At 71.3% G+C, this 22,545-nt stretch carries 18 protein-coding genes; 13 read left to right on the forward strand and 5 right to left on the reverse strand.

Going from position 1 to position 22,545, the window contains the following annotated elements; genetic code table 11:
- Window positions 1-35: 35 nt before the first annotated feature.
- The gene (locus OL358_RS10170; protein WP_264709854.1) at window positions 36-1,493 is read left to right on the forward strand and encodes an NAD(P)H-quinone dehydrogenase; all 1,458 of its coding nucleotides are present in this window, start codon (window positions 36-38) and stop codon (window positions 1,491-1,493) included.
- A 283-nt stretch (window positions 1,494-1,776) separates the two neighbouring features.
- On the opposite strand, the gene OL358_RS10175 is transcribed toward OL358_RS10170, so the two are convergent.
- From OL358_RS10175 to OL358_RS10185, 3 genes are all read right to left on the reverse strand, one after another.
- Window positions 1,777-2,613 carry a hypothetical protein gene (locus tag OL358_RS10175; RefSeq protein ID WP_264709855.1) on the reverse strand — a complete coding sequence of 279 codons (837 nt, stop codon included), beginning with the start codon at window positions 2,611-2,613 and terminating at the stop codon, window positions 1,777-1,779.
- 517 nt (window positions 2,614-3,130) lie between these two features.
- Window positions 3,131-4,897 carry an acetyl/propionyl/methylcrotonyl-CoA carboxylase subunit alpha gene (locus OL358_RS10180; RefSeq protein ID WP_264709856.1) on the reverse strand — a complete coding sequence of 589 codons (1,767 nt, stop codon included), beginning with the start codon at window positions 4,895-4,897 and terminating at the stop codon, window positions 3,131-3,133.
- Between the two features lie 78 nt (window positions 4,898-4,975).
- Window positions 4,976-5,677 (reverse strand): Maf family protein, encoded by a 702-nt coding sequence (locus OL358_RS10185; RefSeq protein ID WP_264709857.1) that lies wholly within the window; start codon window positions 5,675-5,677, stop codon window positions 4,976-4,978.
- A 23-nt stretch (window positions 5,678-5,700) separates the two neighbouring features.
- On the opposite strand from OL358_RS10185, the gene OL358_RS10190 reads away from it, so the two are divergent.
- Genes OL358_RS10190 through OL358_RS10205 form a run of 4 tightly spaced genes read left to right on the forward strand, consistent with a single transcriptional unit; the run spans window position 5,701 to window position 10,008 of the window.
- A complete protein-coding gene (locus OL358_RS10190) occupies window positions 5,701-7,029 on the forward strand; it encodes a class I SAM-dependent RNA methyltransferase (RefSeq protein WP_264709858.1) in 1,329 nt (442 codons plus the stop codon).
- A gap of 9 nt (window positions 7,030-7,038) precedes the next feature.
- Window positions 7,039-7,716 (forward strand): response regulator transcription factor, encoded by a 678-nt coding sequence (locus tag OL358_RS10195; protein ID WP_264709859.1) that lies wholly within the window; start codon window positions 7,039-7,041, stop codon window positions 7,714-7,716.
- A complete protein-coding gene (locus tag OL358_RS10200) occupies window positions 7,700-8,956 on the forward strand; it encodes a sensor histidine kinase (protein ID WP_264709860.1) in 1,257 nt (418 codons plus the stop codon). The genes OL358_RS10195 and OL358_RS10200 overlap by 17 nt, the downstream gene beginning before the upstream one ends.
- The gene (locus OL358_RS10205; protein ID WP_264709861.1) at window positions 8,953-10,008 is read left to right on the forward strand and encodes a hypothetical protein; all 1,056 of its coding nucleotides are present in this window, start codon (window positions 8,953-8,955) and stop codon (window positions 10,006-10,008) included. The genes OL358_RS10200 and OL358_RS10205 overlap by 4 nt, the downstream gene beginning before the upstream one ends.
- A 373-nt stretch (window positions 10,009-10,381) precedes the next feature.
- On the opposite strand, the gene OL358_RS10210 is transcribed toward OL358_RS10205, so the two are convergent.
- Together OL358_RS10210 and OL358_RS10215 are read right to left on the reverse strand one after the other, a co-directional pair.
- Complete coding sequence (locus OL358_RS10210; protein WP_264709862.1) at window positions 10,382-10,609, reverse strand: acyl-CoA carboxylase subunit epsilon; 228 nt, start codon at window positions 10,607-10,609, stop codon at window positions 10,382-10,384.
- Window positions 10,606-12,195 carry an acyl-CoA carboxylase subunit beta gene (locus tag OL358_RS10215; RefSeq protein WP_413631395.1) on the reverse strand — a complete coding sequence of 530 codons (1,590 nt, stop codon included), beginning with the start codon at window positions 12,193-12,195 and terminating at the stop codon, window positions 10,606-10,608. Before OL358_RS10215 ends, OL358_RS10210 begins: the two co-directional genes overlap by 4 nt.
- Before the next feature lie 205 nt (window positions 12,196-12,400).
- On the opposite strand from OL358_RS10215, the gene OL358_RS10220 reads away from it, so the two are divergent.
- The 8 genes from OL358_RS10220 (at window position 12,401) to OL358_RS10255 (ending at window position 22,522) form a co-directional block, all read left to right on the forward strand.
- Window positions 12,401-14,554 (forward strand): serine hydrolase, encoded by a 2,154-nt coding sequence (locus tag OL358_RS10220; protein ID WP_264709864.1) that lies wholly within the window; start codon window positions 12,401-12,403, stop codon window positions 14,552-14,554.
- 20 nt (window positions 14,555-14,574) lie between these two features.
- Complete coding sequence (locus tag OL358_RS10225; protein ID WP_264709865.1) at window positions 14,575-15,384, forward strand: biotin--[acetyl-CoA-carboxylase] ligase; 810 nt, start codon at window positions 14,575-14,577, stop codon at window positions 15,382-15,384.
- A 54-nt stretch (window positions 15,385-15,438) separates the two neighbouring features.
- Window positions 15,439-16,008: a PH domain-containing protein gene (locus OL358_RS10230; protein WP_264709866.1), complete on the forward strand. Its 570-nt coding sequence runs from the start codon at window positions 15,439-15,441 to the stop codon at window positions 16,006-16,008.
- A 57-nt stretch (window positions 16,009-16,065) separates the two neighbouring features.
- On the forward strand, window positions 16,066-17,202 hold the full coding sequence (locus OL358_RS10235; protein WP_264709867.1) for a 5-(carboxyamino)imidazole ribonucleotide synthase: 1,137 nt from the start codon (window positions 16,066-16,068) through the stop codon (window positions 17,200-17,202).
- A 126-nt stretch (window positions 17,203-17,328) separates the two neighbouring features.
- A complete protein-coding gene (gene purE / locus OL358_RS10240) occupies window positions 17,329-17,796 on the forward strand; it encodes a 5-(carboxyamino)imidazole ribonucleotide mutase (protein WP_264710277.1) in 468 nt (155 codons plus the stop codon).
- Window positions 17,793-19,268 carry an LCP family protein gene (locus tag OL358_RS10245; RefSeq protein WP_264709868.1) on the forward strand — a complete coding sequence of 492 codons (1,476 nt, stop codon included), beginning with the start codon at window positions 17,793-17,795 and terminating at the stop codon, window positions 19,266-19,268. Before purE ends, OL358_RS10245 begins: the two co-directional genes overlap by 4 nt.
- Window positions 19,269-19,270: 2 nt before the next feature.
- Window positions 19,271-20,392 (forward strand): glycosyltransferase, encoded by a 1,122-nt coding sequence (locus tag OL358_RS10250; RefSeq protein ID WP_264709869.1) that lies wholly within the window; start codon window positions 19,271-19,273, stop codon window positions 20,390-20,392.
- 96 nt (window positions 20,393-20,488) lie between these two features.
- A complete protein-coding gene (locus OL358_RS10255; protein ID WP_264709870.1) occupies window positions 20,489-22,522 on the forward strand; it encodes a cell wall-binding repeat-containing protein in 2,034 nt (677 codons plus the stop codon).
- Window positions 22,523-22,545: the final 23 nt, after the last annotated feature.

The raw sequence follows: 22,545 nt of genomic DNA on the forward strand, positions 1-22,545 counted from the left end.
CACGGTGTCGTCGGGGCGCGGTCTGTCGGGGGAGAATGGAGCACATGTCCGTGAGCTTCGAGCGCACCCAGACCGTCGCCATCATCGGCGGCGGACCCGGCGGTTACGAGGCGGCGCTCGCCGCCGCCCAGCTCGGAGCCGAGGTGACCGTTGTCGAGAGGGCGGGGATCGGCGGCTCGGCGGTGATCACCGACGTGGTGCCTTCGAAGACGCTCATCGCGACGGCCGACGCGGCCGTCGCCATCTCCGGTGCGAGCGACCTGGGCGTGCAGGTGTTCGCGAAGGGCGCCGACGGCAAGCCCCTCAAGCCCGAAATCGCGATCAACCTGGCCGCGGTCAACAAGCGGCTCCTCTCACTCGCGCGCCAGCAGTCCGACGACATGCGCGCGTCGCTCGCGGAGGCCGGCGTGCGCATCATCTCGGGCCACGGGCGCATCGACGGCGACAACGCGGTCGTCGTGTCGACGGGCCCCGGCGGCACGGATTTCGACCGGGTCGAGGCCGACACCCTGCTCGTCTCGACCGGCTCCTCGCCCCGCGAGCTCGACAGCGCGAAGCCCGACGGCGTGCGCATCCTGACGTGGACCCAGCTCTACGACATGAAGGCGATCCCCGAGCACCTCATCGTCGTCGGGTCGGGCGTCACGGGTGCCGAGTTCGCCGGCGCCTACATGAACCTCGGCGCGAAGGTCACGCTCATCTCGAGCCGCGACCAGGTGCTGCCGGGAGAGGACACGGATGCCGCGGCCGTCCTCGAGAAGGTGTTCAAGCGCGGTGGCATGACGCTCCTCTCGAAGTCCCGCGCCGACAAGGTCGAGAACCTGGGGGACCGGGTGGTCGCGACCCTCAGCGACGGACGCACCGTCGAGGGAAGCCACTGCCTCATGGCGGTCGGCTCGATCCCGAACACGGCGGGGCTCGGCCTCGAGCAGGCGGGCGTGCAGATGACCGAGTCGGGTCACATCCAGGTCAACCGGGTCGCGCGCACGTCCGTGCCCAACATCTACGCCGCCGGCGACTGCACCACCTTCGTGCCGCTGGCCTCCGTGGCGTCGATGCAGGGGAGGACCGCGATCTTCCACGCGCTCGGCGACGTCGTCATCCCGCTCGAGCGCCGCCGCATCACCTCGAACATCTTCACCGCGCCCGAGATCGCGACGATCGGCTGGCAGCAGAAGGACATCGAGGACGGCCTCATCAACGGCGTCGTCCACAAGCTCCCCCTCGCGGCGAACCCGCGCGCGAAGATGATGGGCATCAAGGACGGCTTCGTGAAGCTCATCGCGCGCCAGGGCAGCGGTACGGTCATCGGCGGAGTCATCGTCGGCCCCCGCGCATCCGAGCTCATCTACCCGATCGCGATCGCCGTCGAGCGCCGTCTCACGGTCGACCAGGTCTCGCGCGTGTTCGCCGTGTATCCGTCGCTGTCCAGCAGCATCACCGACGCCGCGCGTGCGATGCACGTCGTGGACCACCAGATCTACGGCGGCTGACGCCTCGCACTCCGACAGATCGGATGCCGCGGCATCCGATCTCGTGTGCCCCCGCGCCGTGGCCCGTGCGTCGTTCGTTCCGCGGTCGTCCGTTCCGCGGTCATCCGCTCCACGGTCGTCCGTTCCACGGTCACCTGTTCAACAGGTGAACCGGGGTTGTGCAGGCTCCATTCGGCCCCGCCCCTCCTGCACAAGCCCGGTACTCCTGTGGAAGCGATGATGGCGGATGCTGCGGCCCTGCGAATTCGCCGGTTCGGCGCCACCGCGGCGAGGCGAGGTGCGATCAGGGCTCGACGTCGATCGCGACCAGGTAGGCGCCGGGCTCGCCTCGGCTGTCCAGCTGGACGGAGAGACCCTCGGCGTCGGTCGTGAACGGGTACGTCGCAGCGCCAGGGCAGGTGAGCTCGTGGGCATCGGCCTCGTCGGGAAGCGCCTCGCCCTGGCTGAGGGCTACGTCGACGGGGAAGGCCTGCGCGGCGGCGCACTCCACGGTCACGACGTGGTCGCCCGGCGGGAGGGAGGCATCCGTCCAGCCCACCGGCGAGACCTCTCCGTCGATCCCGAAGCTGCCCCACGCCACGCCGCTCGCGCTCTCCAGCTCGGCGGCACGCTCGGCGAAGTGCTCCTTCCAGGGATCGGCGGCCGCCGCCGGAGCCGTCCCGCGGACCGCGACGTAGGCGAAGGTCGCCGGATCGGCGGTCACGTCCACACGCGCGATAGTGATGCCCTCGAGCTCGCCGTCGGGCACGAACTCGTGGGGCTTCTCGTCGCAGGGCAGCTCTCCGCCGCCGCCGTGCGAGCTCGTGGCGGCGGAGACCTCGAATTCGAACGTCGCTGTGCCGCCGCCGAAGCAGCTCACCTCGAAGGCGTCGACGTGAACGCCCGGAGCGGGGAAGTCGAGCGTGCTCCCCGACGGCTCGTCGGAGTCGTCGGGCGTCGACTCCGGCTCTGCCGGAATGACGAACCTTCCGACGACATCCGCTCGATCGACGTCGGCGTGCTGAGCCTCGTCGATCCACGCTCGGGCATCGTCGAGGGAGGCGGCGGGAGCGGTGCACGCGGTGAGCGCGAGGGCGACGACGACGGCGCCGAGCGCAGCCGGGGGGAGGCGGCGAGACATGGCGCCACCCTAGCGAGCGGATGCCGCGCCGCCGCCCCGCGCGGACCTGCGGCGTGTCCGCGAGCGGTCCGCGGCTCGCTTCGACAGGTCAACCGCGGTTCTGCAGGACGGGTCGGGTGTCGAGCGTCCTGCATAACCCCGGTTGACCTGCGGGCGCAGCGGGGTGAGGACGGATGCCGGAGCCTCGCCACCTGCTCATCGCGCGAGCGGTCCGCGGCTCGCTTCGACAGGTCAACCGCGGTTCTGCAGGACGGGTCGGGTGTCGAGCGTCCTGCATAACCCCGGTTGACCTGCGGGCGCAGCGAGGTGAGGACGGATGCCGGAGCCTCGCCACCTGCGGAAGGCGCGCGCGCACCGCCGCGGCCGAACCGCGCCCGCACCGCCGCGCCCGCACCGCCGCGGCCGAACCGCGCCCGCACCGCCGCGCCCGCACCGCCGCGGCCGAACCGCGCCCGCACCGCGGCACGCGCACCGCGGCGCCCCGCACCGCGCTCGTGGGCAGAAGCCGAGACCTGCGTCAGCTGATCGTGAGGAGCTGATGCCCGGCGGCCACCGTCGTGCCGGGGTTGGCGTTGATCGCGCCGATCACGCCGTCCTTGTGCGCCTGGATGGGCTGCTCCATCTTCATCGCTTCGAGCACGACGACCAGATCGCCCTTGACGACTTGCTGACCCTCCTCGACGGCGATCTTCACGACGGTCGCCTGCATCGGCGACTTCACCGCGTCGCCGGATGCACCCGACACCACGGTCGTGGCGTGCGAGCGACGCGACGGCGGAACGGCGGCGGGTCGTCCGGAGACGCCGGGAGCCGCGACCACGCGATCGGGCAGGCTCACCTCGAGGCGCTTGCCGGCGACCTCGACGACCACGGTGTGACGGTTCTCGCTGGGCTTGGGCGCCTCGAGCTCGCCGTCCCACGGTGGGATGTCGTTGTCGAACTCGGTCTCGATCCACCGCGTGAACACCCCGAAGCGGCCGTCCTCCGCCGTGAAGGCGGGGTCTCGCACGACCTTGCGGTGGAACGGCAGCACGGTGGGCATGCCGGAGACCTCGAACTCGTCGAGGGCACGGCGCGACCGCTCGAGCGCCTCGGCGCGGTCGCGACCCGTGACGATGATCTTCGCGAGCAGCGAGTCGAACGCTCCCGAGACGCTGTCGCCGGCCGTGACGCCGGAGTCGAGACGGATGCCGGGCCCGCCGAACGTCTTGAACACGTGGATCGGCCCCGGCTGGGGGAGGAACCCGCGTCCCGGATCCTCGCCGTTGATGCGGAACTCGATCGAGTGGCCGTCGGCGACCGGGTCGTCGTAGCCGAGCTCCTCGCCCTCGGCGAGGCGGAACTGCTCGCGCACGAGGTCGACGCCGGTGATCTCCTCGGAGACCGGGTGCTCGACCTGCAGGCGCGTGTTGACCTCGAGGAACGAGATCGTTCCGTCGGCGCCGATCAGGAACTCGCACGTGCCCGCGCCGACGTACCCGACCTCCTTGAGGATGGCCTTGGACGCGTCGTACAGGGTCCGGTTCTGCTCGTCGGTGAGGAACGGCGCCGGCGCCTCCTCGACCAGCTTCTGGTGCCGGCGCTGCAGCGAGCAGTCGCGCGTCGAGATGACCACGACGTTGCCCGCGGCATCCGCAAGGCACTGGGTCTCGACGTGACGGGGCTTGTCGAGGTACTTCTCGACGAAGCACTCGCCGCGGCCGAAGGCGGTGATCGCCTCGCGCGTGGCCGATTCGAAGAGCTCGGGGACCTCGTCGATGGTGCGGGCGACCTTGAGCCCGCGCCCGCCGCCGCCGTATGCGGCCTTGATCGCGATCGGCAGACCGACCTGCTCCGCGAAGGCGATGACCTCGTCTGCGCCGGCGACCGGTCCCGGGGTTCCCGGGGCCAGGGGGGCGCCGACCTTCTCGGCGACCGCGCGGGCGGTGACCTTGTCGCCGAGGGCCTCGATGGCCTCGGGCGAGGGGCCGATCCAGATCATGCCGGCGCCGATGACGGCGCGGGCGAAGTCGGCGTTCTCGGCGAGGAAGCCGTAGCCGGGGTGCACGGCGTCGGCGCCGGAGCGGCGCGCGATCGAGAGGATCTTGTCGATCGACAGGTACGTGTCGGCGCTCGTCGAGCCGTCGAGGGCGTATGCCTCGTCGGCGAGGCGCGCGTGCATCGCGTCGCGGTCCTGGTCCGCATAGATGGCGACGGACGCCTTTCCGGCGTCGCGGGCGGCGCGGATGACGCGGACGGCGATCTCGCCGCGGTTGGCAACGAGAACCTTGGCGATCTGAGGCATGGTTGCCAGCCTAACCAAGCGCCGCCGCCTCGTTTTGACTGGTTCGTACAAGAACCGAGCCGAAACGTGGGCTTCCTACTACAACCCTCGATCGCCGGGGAATCCGTCTCCGGTGGCCGGCCGGAGCGACGGATCGGTCGTGTGCCACAGCTCCGACCACTCCACGCCGAGCTCGCGTACGAGGCGGCGCAGCGTCGACACGGACATGCCGACGACGGTGGACGGGTCTCCCTCCACGCGGGTGATGAACGCCCCGCCGAGACTGTCCACGGTGAACGCGCCGGCGACGTGCAGGGGTTCGCCCGAAGCGACGTAGTCGTCGATCTCGGCATCCGTCACGTCGTCCGCGAAGGTGACGGATGCCGCGGCCACGGCGTGCACCTCGTGCGCGGCGGTGTTCGGCGCGATGCGCACGACCGCGTGGCCGGAGTGGAGCACGCCGGTGCGTCCGCGCATCGCGTGCCAGCGCGCGACCGCGTTCTCGGCGGTGTGGGGCTTGCCCAGCACCTCGCCGTCGAGCTCGAACATCGAGTCGCCCCCGATGACGATGCCGTCGAACGATGGATCGTCATCGGCGAGGCGCGCGGCGACGTCGGCGGCCTTCCGGCGCGCGAGCAGGAGCACGTGCTCGTCCGGTGCGAGCGTGCGGCCCTCGGACACCTCCACCGCCGCGATGACGGCCTCCTCGTCGACGTCGGGCGCGACGGTGAGCGGGCGGATGCCGAACTGCTGCAGCAGCATCAGCCGGGCAGGGGATGTCGAGGCGAGACACACGCGCATGGCACCACCGTAGGCTCTTCCCCGTGGCGGACACGACAGCGGACGACGGACGGATCATCGAGCTCGAGATCGGCGACGTCGCCCACGGCGGCGTCTTCGTCGCGCGGCACGAGGGGCGGGTCGTGTTCGTGCCGGACGCCCTTCCCGGCGAGCGGATCGTCGCCCGGCTCACCGACACGCGCAAGTCCTCGTTCTGGCGGGCCGAAGCGCTGGAGGTGCGGGATGCCTCGCCGCACCGCCGACCGCACGTGTGGCGCCAGGCCGACATCGACGTCGCGCCCGAGCTCCGACCGGGCGGCGCCGAGTTCGGCCACATCGAACTCGCCCAGCAGCGCGCGCTGAAGCTCCACGTGCTCACGGACGCGCTGCGCCGCTTCGGCGGGCTCTCCGATCCCGAGGTCGCACTCCGGCCCGCAGGGGCGACGGATGCCGCATCCCCCGAGACCGCCGACGGCACGGGCTGGCGCACCCGGGTGAGCCTCCACGTCGACGCGGACGGCCGCGTCGGCCCGTACGCGGCGCGCAGCCATCGCGTGATCGCGGTGGACGACCTGCCGCTCGCGACGGCTGCGGTGGAGGATGCCGCTCTCGCTCTGCGCGGCGGCGACCCCGGCAGGATCGACCTCGTGCAGCCCGCGGACGGACGCGTGCGCGTGCTGCCCCGGCCGGAGGAGCCGCGCGGCCGAGGCCGCGGCCGCGGTCGCGCGCCGCGACGCGGACCCGCCGTGAAGCCGGAGATCGTCGTCGAGCAGGTGGGGGAACGCCGGTTCCAGGTCGACGCGGACGGGTTCTGGCAGGTCCACCGGCTGGCGGCATCCACCCTCCACGACACCGTTGCGGCGGCGCTGCGCGGCGCGGGCGGGATCGACCCCGACGCGTGGCACCTCGACCTGTACGGCGGGGTCGGCCTCTTCGCGGCCACGATCGCCGAGCAGGGCGGCCCCGCCACGCGCGTGACGACCGTGGAGTCCGACGCGCGAGCCACCGAGCACGCGGGTGAGAACCTCGCGGAGTGGGTCGGCGCCCGCGCCGAGACCGGCCGCGTCGACCGCTGGCTCGCGACGCTCGCCGCCGAGGCATCCGCCGCCGAGCGCGAACGGCTCTCGCGAGGAGTCGTGCTCCTCGATCCGCCGCGCGCGGGTGCCGGTCGGGAGGTCGTCGAGTCGATCGCCTCGCTCGCGCCGACGGCCGTGGTCTACGTCGCGTGCGATCCGGTGGCGCTCGCCCGCGACATCGCCACCTTCCGTGCTGCCGGCTACGAACCCGCCGATGTCGCGGCGCTCGACCTGTTTCCGAATTCGCACCATGTCGAAGCCGTGGCGACGCTCACTCCGACGGGTACCCGGGGATAGGCTGACGGCATGACGCGGGTAGCCCTCATCGACGACCACGAGTCCGTCCGGCTCGGGCTCGAGGCCGCGTGCGAGCGGGCCGGCTCGAAGGACGTCGTCTTCTCCGGAAGCTCGGTCACCGCCTACCTCACCTGGCGTGCGAAGACCGGCTCGGCCCCCGCCGACGTCGTCGTGCTCGATCTCACGCTCGGCGACGGCACGACAGTCACCGAGAACGTGCGCCGGCTGGTGCTCGACGGCTCGAGCGTCATCATCCACAGCGTCGCCGATCGCCCCGCCGCCGTGCGAGAGGCGCTCGCCGCGGGAGCCGCAGGAGTGGTGAGCAAGTCGTCGCGGATCGACGATGTCATCGCCGCTGTGACCACCGTCGCGCGCGGCGAGCCGCTGAACAACGTCGAGTGGGCGAGCGCCGTCGAGGGCGACCGCGAGTTCGCCGACGCGCAGCTGTCCGCCCGTGAGCGCGAAGTCCTGCGCCTGTACGCCGCGGGTCTGCCCCTCAAGGTCGTGGCCGACCGGCTCGGTGTGGCCTACTCCACCGCGAAGGAGAACATCACCCGCGTGCGCGTGAAGTACGTCGAGGTCGGACGCCCGGCGCCGACGAAGGTCGACCTGTTGCGTCGCGCAATGGAGGACGGGATCCTCGCCGAGTCGGCCGCGGAGCCGGGAGGCGATGCCGGTGACGGCTGAGGCACCCGTCTCGCTGCTCGACAGTGCGTGGGGACAGATCCCGCGCTCGCGCGAGGCGACCGCCGGCATCGGCTCGTTCACCCGCACGCGCGTCGAGCGGATCATAGGGATCGTGGCGGGCTTCGGCTCGCTCGTTCTCGGCGCGCAGGCCTTCCTCACCGCGCTCGGACCGAGCGAGGAGCGCGAGGGCTGGCACTTCCCGCTCATGCTGTTCGTGTTCGTCCCGCTCGCGGTGATGATCCTGGCCTGCTTCGTCGGGCGCGGGGTTCGGATCTGCGCGGGAGTCTTCGCGTTCGCGTATGTGCTCGCCCTGATCGCGTGGCCGGTGGCGTCGGCGGGCTCGAACCCCGACCCGGCCGGCCAGCCGTGGATCTGGTACCTCGTCAACATCGCGACGCTCGCGGCCGTGCTCGCCTTCCCGCTGCCCGTGCAGATCGCCTGGACCATCCTGTGCCCGCTGCTGTTCGGCTTCGTCCGCCTCATCCAGGCGGAGGAGCTCGCCGGAATCTTCCTGCCGCCGCTGGGGCTGGACGTGTCCTTCGCACTGATCCTCGGCGGCGTGATCCTCACGCTCGGCTGGATGTTCCGCTCGGTCGCGGCGAACGTCGACGAGACGCGGGCCCGCGCCGTCGCGTCGTACGCCACGGCGGCGGCGGCGGATGCTGCCGAGCAGGAGCGCGTCGCGGTGGCGGCGCTCATGCACGACAGCGTGCTGGCGGCTCTCATCGCCGCGGAACGCGCCGACACCCCCCGTGCGCAGACGCTCGCCGCCGCGATGGCACGTGAGGCTCTGACACGGCTGGCCAACACCGAGCAGGACGCCCACGAAGGACCGGACGAACCGCGTGATGTCAACGCGGTCGCCGACGACATCGCCGCCGGTGCGCGCGAGGTCGGCGACGCCCTTCAGGTCGTGCGCAGCATCGGACCCGACAGCCCCGCCGTCCCCGGACGCGTCGCGCGCGCCCTCACCCTGGCGGCGACGCAGGCCATCGCCAATGCCCTCCAGCACGCCGGCGGCGTCGGACTCGGCGTCTCGGTCGCCGGAGGTGACGGTCGTGTCGCGATCGAGGTGCGCGATCTCGGCGAGGGATTCGACCTCGCGGGGGTGCCGGACGACAGGCTCGGCATCCGCGCCTCCATCTTCGCCCGGGTCGCAGCGGTCGGGGGCATCGCCCACATCGACTCGGGACACCACGGCACCATCGTGCGGCTGGAATGGCGGGAGGGTGCGGCATGACCAGTGTCAAGAACGTCCTCGTCGCCCTCGGGGTCGCCTTCACCGCCTACCTGGCGGCCCGCGGGCTGTGGTGGACGGCGCCGGTTCCCTTCCCGCTCGTGGTCGTCGCCGCTCTCGGCCTGTACCTCGCCACGACCTGGATCTGCATCTTCTGGGAGCCGCCGCGGCATGAGACCGCCGAGAGCGGCGGTGCCGAGGCATCCCTCAAGCGCCCCCAGCACCGGCTGCCCGTCCCCGCGCAGATGCTCGCCCTCGCGAGTGCCGCCATCGTCCCGACCGCGATCTCCCTCGCCGTGGGCGACGCGTCCCGCACCGCTCCGTTCGCCACCTGGTACCTCGGCGGCATCGGCGCACTGATGACGATCGTGATGGTCCGGCGACGTCCGTGGACGGCCTGGACCGGCATCGCCCTGCTGGCGCTGGCGTCGATGATCTGGATGGGCTGGGCGTCGGCGCTGGCGCTCGGGCTGGTCGGCTCGATCGTGTGGGTCACCTGTGCGCAGCTGCTCGTGCGGTCGTTGGACCGGGCCGCGCGCGACACCGGGCGCCTGGCGCAGCTGCAGCGCGCGGCATCCGCATGGCAGGCGTCGCAGGCGATGCGACAGCGCGAGCGCCGCGTCCAGGTCCAGGAGGCGCTCGCCGTCGCCGGTCCTGTGCTCACCCGCACGGTCGCCACCGGCGGTCGCCTCACGGAGGACGACCGGCTCGAGGCCAGACTCGCCGAGGGGCGACTCCGCGACGAGATGCGCGGACCCCGGCTGCTCGACGACGACGTGCGCGCCGAGCTCGAACGAGCGCGCCGTCGCGGCGCCAACGTCACGGTGCTCGACGAGGGCGGCCTCGAAGGCCTCGATGAGGCGACCCTTTCGATCATCCGTGCGCAGCTGACGGAAGCGCTGCGATCCGCCAGCTCCGACAGGCTCTACATCCGCACCTCGCCCGACGCGCGCATCGCGGTCACGGTGGTGGGCCGGTCGCCGTCCGTCGGCGGGCCGTCCGAGGAGGACGGCGTCGACCTCTGGCGCGAGATCCCCCACCCCGGCGCGGCCTGACGCGTTCTGCGGGATCGGGACGGAGCACGTCCTTCACGGCGCGCGCCGCGACTAGCCGACGACGGTCGGCGCAAAAGTCGCTCCCTGTGTCGGTGGGGGAGGAGGACCGAGACAGGGAGCGGTGATGGAGGGAGGCGAGGGGCGGCGAAGCCGCCCGCCCCTCGCCTGGCGGACTGTTACCCGAAAACAGCCCGCATGGCCGAACCCGGATCTGCCGCTGAGCGGAGAGCGAGTCAGCCGAACGCAGAAGCGTTCCAGCGATTCAAGTATCACCGTGGTGCGAGGGGTGCGTCTGTAGGTATTTCGGGGGACATTTTGTGTTCCCTATGAGCCGCTGCTCACCCCGCGTGCCCCGGCACACCGCTGGCGCGGCTCACCCCGCGAATCTTCCCCACGTCAGGTCGCGGCGCAGGGGCTCGCGGAGGTTGCGCTGCGTCAGCGACCACGCCGTGCGCACGTCCTCTTCGGCGACCGCCTCCGCGGCCTCGCCCGCGTACGCCTCGCTGACGACCGCGATGAGCGCCGCGAGCTCGTCCTCCGTCGGCGAGCCGCTGAGCACCTCGATGCGCACGCCCTCGGCGCTGCTCTCCGCCGCGGTCACAGCGGGATGTTCCCGTGCTTCTTGGGCGGCAGGCTGGCGCGCTTGCCGCGCAGGGCGCGCAGCGCCTTCGCGATCGATACGCGCGTCGCCGCCGGCTCGATGATGCCGTCCAGCTCACCGCGCTCGGCAGCGAGGAACGGCGACGCGACGTTGTAGGTGTACTCGTTGGCCAGGCGGGTGCGCACGGCCGCGACATCCTCTCCCGCCTCTTCGGCCTTCTTGATCTCGCCGCGGTAGAGGATGTTGACGGCGCCCTGGCCGCCCATCACTGCGATCTCGGCGGTCGGCCACGCGAGGTTGACGTCGGCGCCGAGCTGCTTCGAGCCCATTACGATGTAGGCGCCGCCGTAGGCCTTGCGCAGGATCACCGTCACCAGCGGCACCGTGGCCTCTGCGTAGGCGTACAGGAGCTTCGCGCCGCGCCGGATGACGCCCGTCCACTCCTGGTCGGTGCCCGGCAGGTAGCCCGGCACATCCACGAGAGTGACGATCGGCAGCGAGAACGCGTCGCAGAACCGGACGAAGCGGCTGGCCTTCTCGCCCGCCTCGATGTTGAGGGTGCCCGCCATCTGCGAGGGCTGGTTGGCGATGATGCCGACCGAGCGGCCCTCGATGCGGCCGAATCCGATCACGATGTTGGGGGCGAAGAGCGGCTGCACCTCGAGGAAGTCCTCGGCGTCCACGATGCCGCGGATCACCTGGTGGATGTCGTAGGGCTGGTTGGGGGAGTCGGGGATGATCGTGTTCAGCGCGCGGTCGGCATCCGTCGTCTCGAACTCGAAACCCGTCTCGTAGACCGGAAGCTCGGCCATGTTGTTGTCGGGGAGGAACCCGAGCATCGAGCGCACGTAGTCGATCGCGTCGTCCTCGTCTTCGGCGAGGTAGTGCGCGACGCCGGAGCGGGTGTTGTGCGTGTACGCGCCGCCGAGCTCCTCCATGCCGACGTCCTCGCCGGTCACCGTCTTGATGACGTCGGGCCCGGTGACGAACATCTGGCTCGTCTTGTCGACCATGACGACGAAGTCCGTGAGAGCGGGGGAGTAGACCGCTCCACCGGCGGCCGGTCCCATGATGATCGAGATCTGCGGGATCACGCCGGAAGCACGCGTGTTGAGCCGGAAGATCTCGCCGTACTTGCCGAGCGCGACGACGCCTTCCTGGATGCGCGCGCCGCCGGAGTCGAGGATGCCCACGATCGGGATGCCGGAGCGCAGCGCGAACTCCATGACCTTGATGATCTTCTCGCCGGCGACCTCGCCGAGCGAACCGCCGAAGGTCGAGAAGTCCTGCGAGTAGACCGCGACGGTGCGGCCGTGGATCGTGCCGACGCCGGTCACGACGGAGTCGCCGTAGGGACGGGACCGGTCCATCCCGAACGCCGTCGTGCGGTGACGCACGTACTCGTCGAGCTCGACGAAGCTGCCGGTGTCGAGCAGCTGATCGATGCGCTCGCGGGCGGTGCCCTTGCCCTTGGCGTGCTGCTTCTCCTTGGCGATCGCCTCGGGGTCGAGCACGGCCTCCTGGAAGCGGGTGCGGAGGTCGGCGATCTTGCCGGCGGTCGTCGAAAGGTCGGGCTGCTCGGTCACGGCTTCCACCCTATCGGCGGGCTCCGCGCAGCGGTTGGAGGGTTTGCACAAGGGGAGAGCGCATCCGCTGTCGATCGGCGAGCCGTTTCGCGTCGCGGCTGTCCGACCAGGGTGAAGTCTCACACCTCTCTCATGCCGGGTGGTGGAGCCGGGCATTATCGTCGAGGACACTGTGACTGGTGTGAATGCTGTGATGAAACCGCGGATGCTGCGAACGATCGCCTGGGTGGCCGCGTTCGCGCTGGTCGCTCCCGTGCTCGCCGATGGAGGAGATGCCCGAGCGGCCGACGACGCCTCGGACCCCGGCAGCGTCGTCGCCGCTGCGACGCCGTCCGCGACGCCGTCACCTGAGCCGACCACCTCACCGTCACCCGAACCGACCGTCTCTCCGCTGCCGATTCCCGTGGCGCCCGACGCCGAGACTCCGGAAGACACGCCGGAAGCGCCCGACGAGCAGCCGTCCGAATCGCCCGTGGCGCCCGATGCCCTCGTGCAGACGGATGCCGCGCTCCTCGCCGCGGTGCCCTCGGCCGGTCGCGTCACCGGCGTCGATCGCTGGGGAACCAGCGTGGCAGCGAGCAAGGCGGCATTCCCGAGCGGTGCGCGCACCGTTCTCGTCGCCGAGGGCGGGTCGACCGTCGACGGCATCATCGCGGCCGGGATGGCAGCGGGTCTCGACGCCCCGCTGCTGCTGGTCCAGTCCGGCGCGATCCCCGCCTCGGTGCAGGCCGAGCTCCGCCGCCTCGCGCCCGACAGGATCCTCGTGATGGGCGGCGAGACGGGGGTCTCGCGGGCCGTGTTCACCGCGCTCGGACAGTTCGCGGGAAGTGTCGCACGAGTGACGGGAACGGACCGCTACGGCACAGCCCGGCTGGCGCTCGCCTCGCTCGGCCGCAGCTTCGACACGGTGTACGTCGCCGGAGGCACCGCCCTCATCGACGCGCCGCTCGCCTTCGCGACGGCGTCCGCCACGGCGCGCGGAGCGCTGCTCGTGGCCGGGACGACGGCGTCCGCAGACTCCGCGACCGTCGCCGCGCTCCGGGGAGTGGGGGCGAGGCGGGTGGTGATCGTCGGCGGCCCGGCGAGTGTCACCGTCGCATACGCCGCATCGCTGCAGACGGCGGGCTTCACGGTCGAGCGTCGCAACGGCATCGATCGCTACGGGACCGCCATCCTGCTGGCGCGCGAGGTCCCCGCCGGCGCCTCGCGTGCGATCGTCGCGAACTCCCTGTCCGGTCCCGACACCGCCGTTGCGGCGGCGCTCGCCGGGGCCGCCAAGCAGCCGATGCTCTATGCGATGGAACCGTGCGCCCCCGACTCGATCGCCGGGCATCTCGCGCAGGCCGGGCTCACCGTGACCGGCGTCGGCGGAACGACCTGGCTGAGCAACGACACGCTCGCCGGGCGCTCGTGCAGCGCGGTGAAGGCGGAGCGCGAGGCGCGCCTGGACTCCACGATCCGCTCCACGATGGCGCGATATCCCGGTTCCTACTGGGTGTCGGTGCAGGAGATCGGCGGGCTCCGCCAGTCGGTGCGCATCGCCGGCTCGACGCCGAAAGAGCCTGCGAGCATGATGAAGATCTACGCGGCGTGGGCGGCACTGAAGCGGGTCGAACAGGGGCGGGCGAGCCTGGGGATGCGGCTGCCGTCGGGTGTTCCCCTCGCGACGTGCATCCACGTGATGATCCATGTCTCGGACAACTACTGCCACACCGACATCGTCCATTGGATCGGGCTCGCCGAGGTCAACCGCATGATCCGCTCGGCCGGCTTCCTCAATACGCACTACGGACCCGTCGCCCCGGGCGTGAGCGTCCTCTATGCGGGGAACCGGACGACCACGAACGACCTCGTGCGCATGATGGAGAAGCTCAACGACGGCTCCGTGCTCGGGAAGAAGTGGGCCGATCATCTGCTCCGCGAGATGGGCTCGCAGATCGGTCGATCGCGGATCCCGTCCGGAATTCCGCCGGGGGTCTCGCAGTCGAGCAAGCCGGGAGCCCTCTGGGTCGCGTCCGGGCTCATGCAGAACGACACGGCGATCGTCCGGGGCCCGCGCGCGACGTACGCGATCTCGATCATCGGCGACAACTCACCGACGAAGGCGGCGCACGTCGCGATCTCGCGGGCGGTCTACACGCACCTCAATGGCGCGTTCGGCACAGCCGCCAGCTATCCGATCCAGCAGATGGTCACGAAAGCCCGGACCGAACTGCGCTCGTCGCCGGGCGGACCGGTCGTCGCCGTCGCCGGGGCGGGCGTGCTGCTCGAGCAGCTCGAGAGCGAGCGCACCTGGTATCAGGTGCAGTACGGCTCCCGGAAGCTGTGGGTCCCCTACACCGCCCTGCGCGACCGTTGACCGCCGCGTAGCCTGTAGCCATGTCGCTTCCCGAGCACGGATATCCCCTGGCCGCCGCGCGGAGTCCCCGCGTTCAGGTCGCCGAGTCCACCGATTCGACGAATGCCGACGCGGTCGCCCATCTGCAGGCGGCGCCCGACGAATGGCCGCATCTGTCGGTGCTTCTCACGACGGATCAGCGCGCGGGCCGTGGTCGACTCGACCGCACCTGGACGACGCCTCCCGGGACCGCCCTCGCCCTGTCCGTCGCCGTGCGCGTCGGCGGCATCCCGATCGCCTCCCGGGGATGGATCCCGCTCGTGGCGGGCGCGGCGATGACCCGGGCCATCGCCGCGCAGGTCCGGGGAACGGGGCACGACGCGCGCCTCAAGTGGCCCAACGACGTTCTGCTCGACGGGGCGAAGATCTGCGGCATCCTCGCCGAGGTCGTGCCGGGGCATCCGGATGCCGTCGTCATCGGCTCCGGCGTGAACACGCGGATGCCTGCGGCCGACCTGCCCGTCGACACGGCGATCTCGTTCGAGGCCGTCGGGCTGGTCGCCGACGAAGACCAGCTGATCGCCGACTATCTGACAGCGCTGGACGAGCAGCTCGACGCCCTCATCGCCGCTCGCGGCAGCGCATCCGCCGCCGGCGTCCGGGCCGAGATCGAGGCGCTCTGCGCGACGATCGGCAGCGACGTCATCGTCACCCTCCCCGATGGCGAGGTGCTGCGGGGTCGCGCACAGCGTATCGACGACGACGGACGGCTCGTGGTCGTCCAGCAGTCCGAGTATGAGAGCGCCGTCTCGGCCGGCGACGTGGTGCATGTGCGTTCGGCCGCCGGATGACGTCGAACGGCGGTGCGCGGGCGTGCTCGCCCGAGTGACCCGCACAATGGAGGCATGACGCAGCCGATGAGCTACGGCGGAGGCCGCCCGATGGCCCCCGCGCCGGGGGCACCCACGCCCGAGCTGCGCGTCGCCCGTTTCCGCGGCCACGCGAGGCGGCTCACCTGGTCGGCCCTCGTCCTGATCATCGTCGCCGGCGCGGTGGGCTACCTGTACGGCAATCTTCCGGCGCCCTTCGCGAATTGGATGCTGCTCGCGGCGGCCGCCCTCGTCGTGTTCCTGCTCGTCCTCCTGCCGTTCCTCGCATGGTGGGCGCACGTGTACACGATCACGACCCGCCGCGTCATCGAGCGCTCGGGCATCCTGATCGCCCGGCGGCGCGAGCTCGCGCACGTGCGGGGCTACACGATCCAGGCGCGCCGCGGCATCCTGCAGCGAATGTGGGGTGCGGGCACCCTGACGCTGTCGAACGGGGTCGATGCACCGCTTCGACTGACCAACGTCCCGAGCGTCGGACTGGTGCACGAAGCGCTCGTCGACCAGGTCGAGGTCAACCAGATCCTCGCGCACCGCGATGCGCAGCCTCCGCTGCCCCCGCCCCCGCCGGTTCCCGGCACCCCCTGACGCCCACGACGCCCGCGCGGGTGCGGGATGATGGACTGTCGGACGAAAGGTGACGGAATGGCGCTGCGAGTCGGAGTCGTCGGAGGCGGGCAGCTCGCCCGCATGATGATCGCCCCCGCGGTCGAGCTCGGAGTCGATCTCCGCGTGCTGGCCGAGGAGGAGGGCATGGCCGCGTCGCTCGCGGCATCCGCCGTCGGCGATTATCGCGACGCCGATACGGTGCTCGCCTTCGCCCGCGAGGTCGACGTCGTGACGTTCGACCACGAACACGTTCCCCAAGACGTGCTCGCCGCGCTCGTGGAGGCAGGCGTGCCCGTCCATCCGGGTCCGGACGCGCTGCGCTTCGCCCAGGACAAGCTCGTGATGCGCGCTCGCCTCGCCGAGCTGGGGATGCCGCAGCCCGACTGGGCGCCCGTCACGACGGCCGACGAGCTGCAGGTGTTCCTCGACGATCACGGCGGCCGCGCGGTCGTGAAGACGCCCCGCGGCGGATACGACGGAAAGGGCGTGCGCGTGGTCAGCGCCGCGACCGAGGCCGACGACTGGTTCGCGACGCTCGCCGAGGATGCTCGCGGCGGGGCGCTCCTCGTCGAAGAGCTCGTCGACTTCTCGCGCGAGCTCGCGCAGCAGGTGGCACGCCGCCCCTCCGGCGAGGTGGCCGTCTACCCCGTCGTCGAGACGGTGCAGCGCGGCGGCGTGTGCGCCGAGGTGATCGCTCCCGCGCCGCACGCCGGCGACCGGCTCCGCGCCGTCGCCGCCGAGATCGGCGTCGCGATCGCCCGGGGTCTCGAGGTGACCGGGATGCTGGCCGTCGAGCTCTTCGAGACGACGGACGAACGGCTCCTGGTCAACGAGCTGGCGATGCGCCCCCACAACAGCGGCCACTGGACACAGGACGGCGCGGTCACGAGCCAGTTCGAACAGCACCTCCGCGCCGTGCTCGATCTCCCGCTCGGCGATGCCGCATCGCGGGAGCCGTGGTCGGTCATGATCAACATCCTCGGCGGCCCTGCCGAGGGTGGACTCGACGCGCGATTCGCCGCGGCGATGGCCGAGCATCCCGATGCCAAGGTGCACACCTACGGCAAGGCGCCCCGGCCCGGGCGCAAGGTGGGTCACGTGACGGTGGCGGGCGGCGACCTCGACGACGTCGCGTACCGGGCCCGGGCGGCGGCATCCGTCTTCCTGGACTGAACCGCCGACGGCGCGGGAATCGGATGCCGGGCCGCGCCGTTGCGGGGATCTTCCAGCCTTGCGCCCTAGCCTTGTCGAGTGACTCGCCCCCTGCATTCCTCTGACGCGCCGCTGGTCGGCGTCGTCATGGGCTCCGACTCGGACTGGCGCGTCATGAGCGACGCCTCGCAGGTCCTCAGCGACTTCGGCATCCCGCACGAGGTCGAGGTCGTGTCGGCGCATCGCACACCCGACAAGCTCATGCGCTACGGACGCGAGGCGCGCGCCCGCGGGCTCCGGGCGGTCATCGCCGGCGCGGGCGGTGCCGCCCACCTCCCCGGCATGCTGGCCTCGGTCACCGCCGTGCCCGTGATCGGCGTGCCCGTTCAGCTCTCGACGCTCGACGGGCTCGACTCGCTCCTCAGCATCGTGCAGATGCCCGCGGGCATTCCCGTGGCGACCGTATCGATCAACGGTGCGAAGAACGCCGGACTGCTCGCCGCACGCATCCTGGGCACATCGGACCCCGCACTCGCCGAGCGGATCGAGGCCTACGCCCGTGATCTCGAGGCGCAGGTCGAGGAGAAGAACCGGCGGCTCAAGGAGTCCCTGTGACCGTCGCCAGCCCGCCCCGGATGACCGCGGCTCCGCAAGGAGTGCGCCTCGTCGAGGAGCGCCCGCTGCGGCACCCGGATGCCTCGTCCCGCGCGATGATGACGCGGCGCGGCTGGTGGCTCGTCGCCCTGAACTTCCTCGTGCCCGGATCTGCGCAGGCAGTGGCGGGCAACCGGCGCCTGGGCAAGGTCGGGCTCGCCTCGACGATCGTCCTCTGGACGCTGGTCGCTCTCGCCGTCCTCTTCGCACTGCTCGCGCCGACCGCCGGGCTGAGCATCGTCACCGGCGCCTGGCTGCCCGCATGGCTCGGGCTGCTCCGCCCGCTTCCGCTGCTTCTCATCCAGGGCCTGCTGATCGGCTACGCGATCCTCTGGATCGTCCTCACGATCGACACGCTGCGCCTCGTGCGCCTGGTGAAGACCGGCACGGGCGCGCGGTTCGGCATCGCCGCCGTCGCCGTGGCGCTCCTCGTCGTGGCGAGCGGAACCGCGGCGTACGCATCGAGCGCCGTCGGCGCCGCCCGCGAGACCCTCGGCGCGATCTTCCAGGCGACGGGCCCGGCCGTGCCGCCCTCGGACGGCTACTACAACATCCTCCTGCTGGGCGCCGACAGCGGCGAGGGGCGCGATTCCATGCGATTCGACAGCATCTCGGTGGTCTCGGTCAATGCGGAGACCGGCGCAACGACCATCACCGGCATCCCCCGCGACATGCCGCACTTCCCGTTCGCCGAAGGCCCCATGCTGGACCGCTACCCGAACGGGCACGAAGGTCACGCCGACCCCACGTGCGGATGGGGGAGCGGCATCAACCAGCTGCGCACCGAGGTCGAGGTGTGCCAGGACGGCGACCTCCTCTATCCCGACGCGACCGCCAACGCCTCCGCGCCGGCGATCGAGGCGACGAAGGACGCGGCCGAAGGCATCCTCGGCATCGAGATCCCGTACTACGTGTTCGTCGACATGCACGGCTTCGCCTCGCTGATCGATGCGCTGGGCGGCGTCGACGTCACCGTCGCCGAGCGGCTGCCCAAGGGCGGCGGTCCCGCGTATGAGGGCCAGCCCGCAGAGGAATGGGCCATCGGCTGGATCGAGGCCGGTCCGCAGCACATGAGCGGCGACACCGCGCAGTGGTACGCCCGGTCGCGCTACACGACCAGCGACTTCGACCGCATGGAGCGCCAGCGCATCCTGCAGCAGGCGATCCTCGCGCAGTTCACCCCGCAGACCGTGCTCACCCGATTCCAGGATGTCGCGGCCGCCGGCGCCGACATCGTCCAGACCGACCTTCCGCAGTCGCTGCTTCCGACGCTCGCCGATCTCGCGCTCAAGGCGAAGGAGCTTCCCGTCACCGCCATCGAGCTGACGCCGGAAGGCGGGATCGACGAGTACGAGCCCGACTACGCGTACATCGCCGACCTCGTCCGCACGACGCTGCATCCGCCCACCCCCACCCCGACCCCGGAGGGCTGAGCGTGGTCGCCACCCTCCGCGTCGTGCTGGATCAGCTCGTCGCGCCCACCGATCCCGTGCTCGCCGAGGCATCCCGTGATCTCACGCGTGCGCTGATCGCCGGCGCGCCGGCGGGCTGCGAGGTCGAGGGCATCGCGCCGGCCGGGGGTGAGGGCGACCCCGAGGTCCCGGGCCTCGCCGGTCTTCGACGGACGGCTCTCGCCCGGCGTGAGCTCGCCGCGGCACTGCAGCTGGGTGTCGGAACCGGCATCGGGGGCGGAATGATCCATTCCCCGACACTGCTCGCGCCGCTGGTGAAGCACGACCGCGTTCATGACAACGACCAGACGGTCGTCACGGTGTGGGACCTGCGCCCGTGGGAGTCGCCCGCCGACCTGCCGCGTGCCGCCGTCGCATGGCACAAGGCGATGCTCAAGCGGGCGGTCAAGCACGCGGATGCCGTCGTCGTCCCCACGCATTCGATGGCCGAACGCCTCGCCGACATCGCCCGTGTCGGAGATCGTGTGCGGGTGATCGCCGGAGCCTCCCCGCTGGGATTCGCCGTCCCGACCGACGAGGTCGGCCGGCGCCGCGAGCTGGGCCTCCCCGAGGGGTTCGTCCTGCTGGCGGGTGGCGCGGTGGCCTCTGACGCGCTCGGGACGGGCTTCGAGGCCATCGCGGTCTCGGGCGTCGAGCTCCCCGTCGTCGTGATCGACGTCGAGGAGGGCCACGAGCCCGCCGTCGCCGATGTCGCCGCGGCGGCAGGTCTGCCCGAGCGGCAGCTCCATCTCCGCGGCGCGCTCGAGGCGGCAGACCGTGCCGCGGTCTTCGGCGCGGCGCTCGCGTTCCTCGCACCGAGTCGGCGCAGCGCCTTCCCCTGGCGAGTGGTGGACGCGCTCACCATCGGCGTTCCCGTGATCGCCGCGGCATCCGATGTGCACACCGAGGTGATCTTCGACGGCGGCGAGCTGGTCGAAGCGACGGATGCCGCAGCTCTGGTCGCCGGTCTCTCCGCCGCGCTGAGCGCGGCCCTTTCGAGCACCGCCGCCGCCGATCGGCTGGCCGTGCTCTCCGGCGATCGCGGCCGGGCGTTCTCGTGGCGCGAGGCGGCCGACAAGGTGTGGCAGCTGCATGCAGAACTCTGACGGTGCGCGAGCCGAGAGCTTGCGGAGAAGGGCGTGTCGATGAGGCGGAATCTCGCGCAGGTTGTCATCATGCGTCACTTCCGTCACACTGATCACATGGCGGCGGCTTCGAGGGCAGACGTGCGTCCGCGCTCCCGCGCGGTCGCGACGGCACTGGCGGTGATCGCGCTGGCGGTCGGGATGCTGGCCCCTCAGTCCGCGGCAGCGGCCCCCGCGATCCAGGCGTCCTCGGTGGCGGCCGACGTCGCGGCGACCGGGATCGTCCAGGCCGCCGACCTGTCGAAGTTCACTCCGGGCAACATCGTCAGCGACGCCGTGTTCTTCCACAAGAACTCGATGACCGAAGCGCAGATCCAGACGTTCCTCCAGGGCAAGGTCTCGACCTGTCGATCGGGCTACACCTGCGTCAAGGACTACTACGACACCTCGCGCACGACGACCGCGGACGCCATGTGCGGCGCATATTCAGGCGGAGTCCGCGAGCGCGCATCGCGGATCATCTTCAAAGTCGCTCAGGCCTGCGGGATCAATCCGCAGGTGATCCTCGTCATGCTCCAGAAGGAGCAGGGACTGATCACGTCCACCGCTCCGTCCTCCTACGCCTATCGAGCGGCGATGGGGCAGGGCTGCCCCGACACGGCCGCCTGCGACACGCGCTATTACGGCTTCTTCAACCAGGTGTTCGGGGGTGCGTGGCAGCTCAAGCGCTACGCCAATCCGCCGGGCACCAGCCAGTTCTTCACCTGGTATGCCCCGGGCAAGACGTGGGATCTGCTGTATCACCCGAACCGCGCGTGCGGAACCTCGCGGGTCACCATCCAGAACCAGGCCACCTCGAACCTGTACTACTACACGCCCTACCAGCCCAACGCGGCTGCGCTGCGGGCGGGCTACGGCACGGGGAACTCGTGCTCGAGCTACGGCAACCGCAATTTCTACAACTACTTCACCGACTGGTTCGTCTCGACCCAGGTGATTCAGAACCCGTGTGCCGTGCCGTCGGGTTCGCAGGTCGTCGCGGCCACGGGAGAGTACACCGTCGTCCCCGCGGGTCTCAACGCACGCTCGGCGCCGTCGACCGCCTGCGAGACGGCGAAGCGCACGCTGTCCGCCGGAATGGTCGTGACCCGCGTCGCCACGTACGGCGACTGGTTCCAGGTCCGCTACGACAAGGCGCTGATGTGGGTGCACGGCGGCTATCTCGCCCAGACTCCGGCGGTCGGCTACACCACCGAGCGCCTGACCGGCGCATCCCGCTACGACACCGCGGTCGAGGTGTCGCGGGAGGCGTATCCGACGGGGACCGCGACCGTGTTCATCACGGACGGGACGGACTTCCCCGATGCGCTGACGGCCGGGGCTGCCGCGGGGCACGTCGGCGGATCGCTGCTCCTGACCGAGCCGAAGTCGCTGCGCGCCTCGACCGCCGCGGAGATCGCGCGCTTGAAGCCGACGAAGATCGTCCTCGTCGGCGGACTGACCCGCATCTCGGCCAACGTGGCCTCGCAGATCGCGGCGCTCGTCCCGGGTGCGACGACGGAGAGGCTCACCGGCCGCGACCGGTACGAGACCAGCCGCCTCATCGCGGCACGGTTCTTCGCCGGTGCGACGACGGCGTACGTCACGACCGGCAAGACCTTCCCCGACGCGATCATCGCGTCCTCGCTGGGTGGCGCCCAGGGACGGCCGGTGATCCTGGTGGACGGCACGGGTCAGACGCTCGATGCCGCGACGCGATCGACGTTCCAGACCGCTCGCATGACCAACGCCGTCATCGTGGGCGGGCCGGACATGGTCAGCGCGGGCATCGAGACCGGGCTCACGGACGCGGCGATCGCCGTCCAGCGCTACGCCGGCAGGGATCGCTACGGCACCGCGCGCCTGCTGGCCGAGGCCGCCTATCCCAGCGGAGCCCCGCAGGTCCTCGTGGCCACGGGTCAGAACTTCCCCGATGCGCTGGTCGGAGCCGTTCTCGCCGCGCGCACGCACACCCCGCTGGTCACGACGGCGACGACGTGCTTCGAGGGGGCGACGAAGGACTGGGTGATCCGGTCCGGAGCGACGTCGGTGACCCTTCTCGGAGGGATTCCGAGCCTCGACGACGCCGTGGCCGCGTCGGTCCGCTGCTGAACCCGTCCTGCGGGACGGGGAGG

This window comes from Microbacterium sp. SSM24 (assembly GCF_025989145.1).
In the GTDB taxonomy this organism is placed as follows: Bacteria; Actinomycetota; Actinomycetes; order Actinomycetales; family Microbacteriaceae; genus Microbacterium.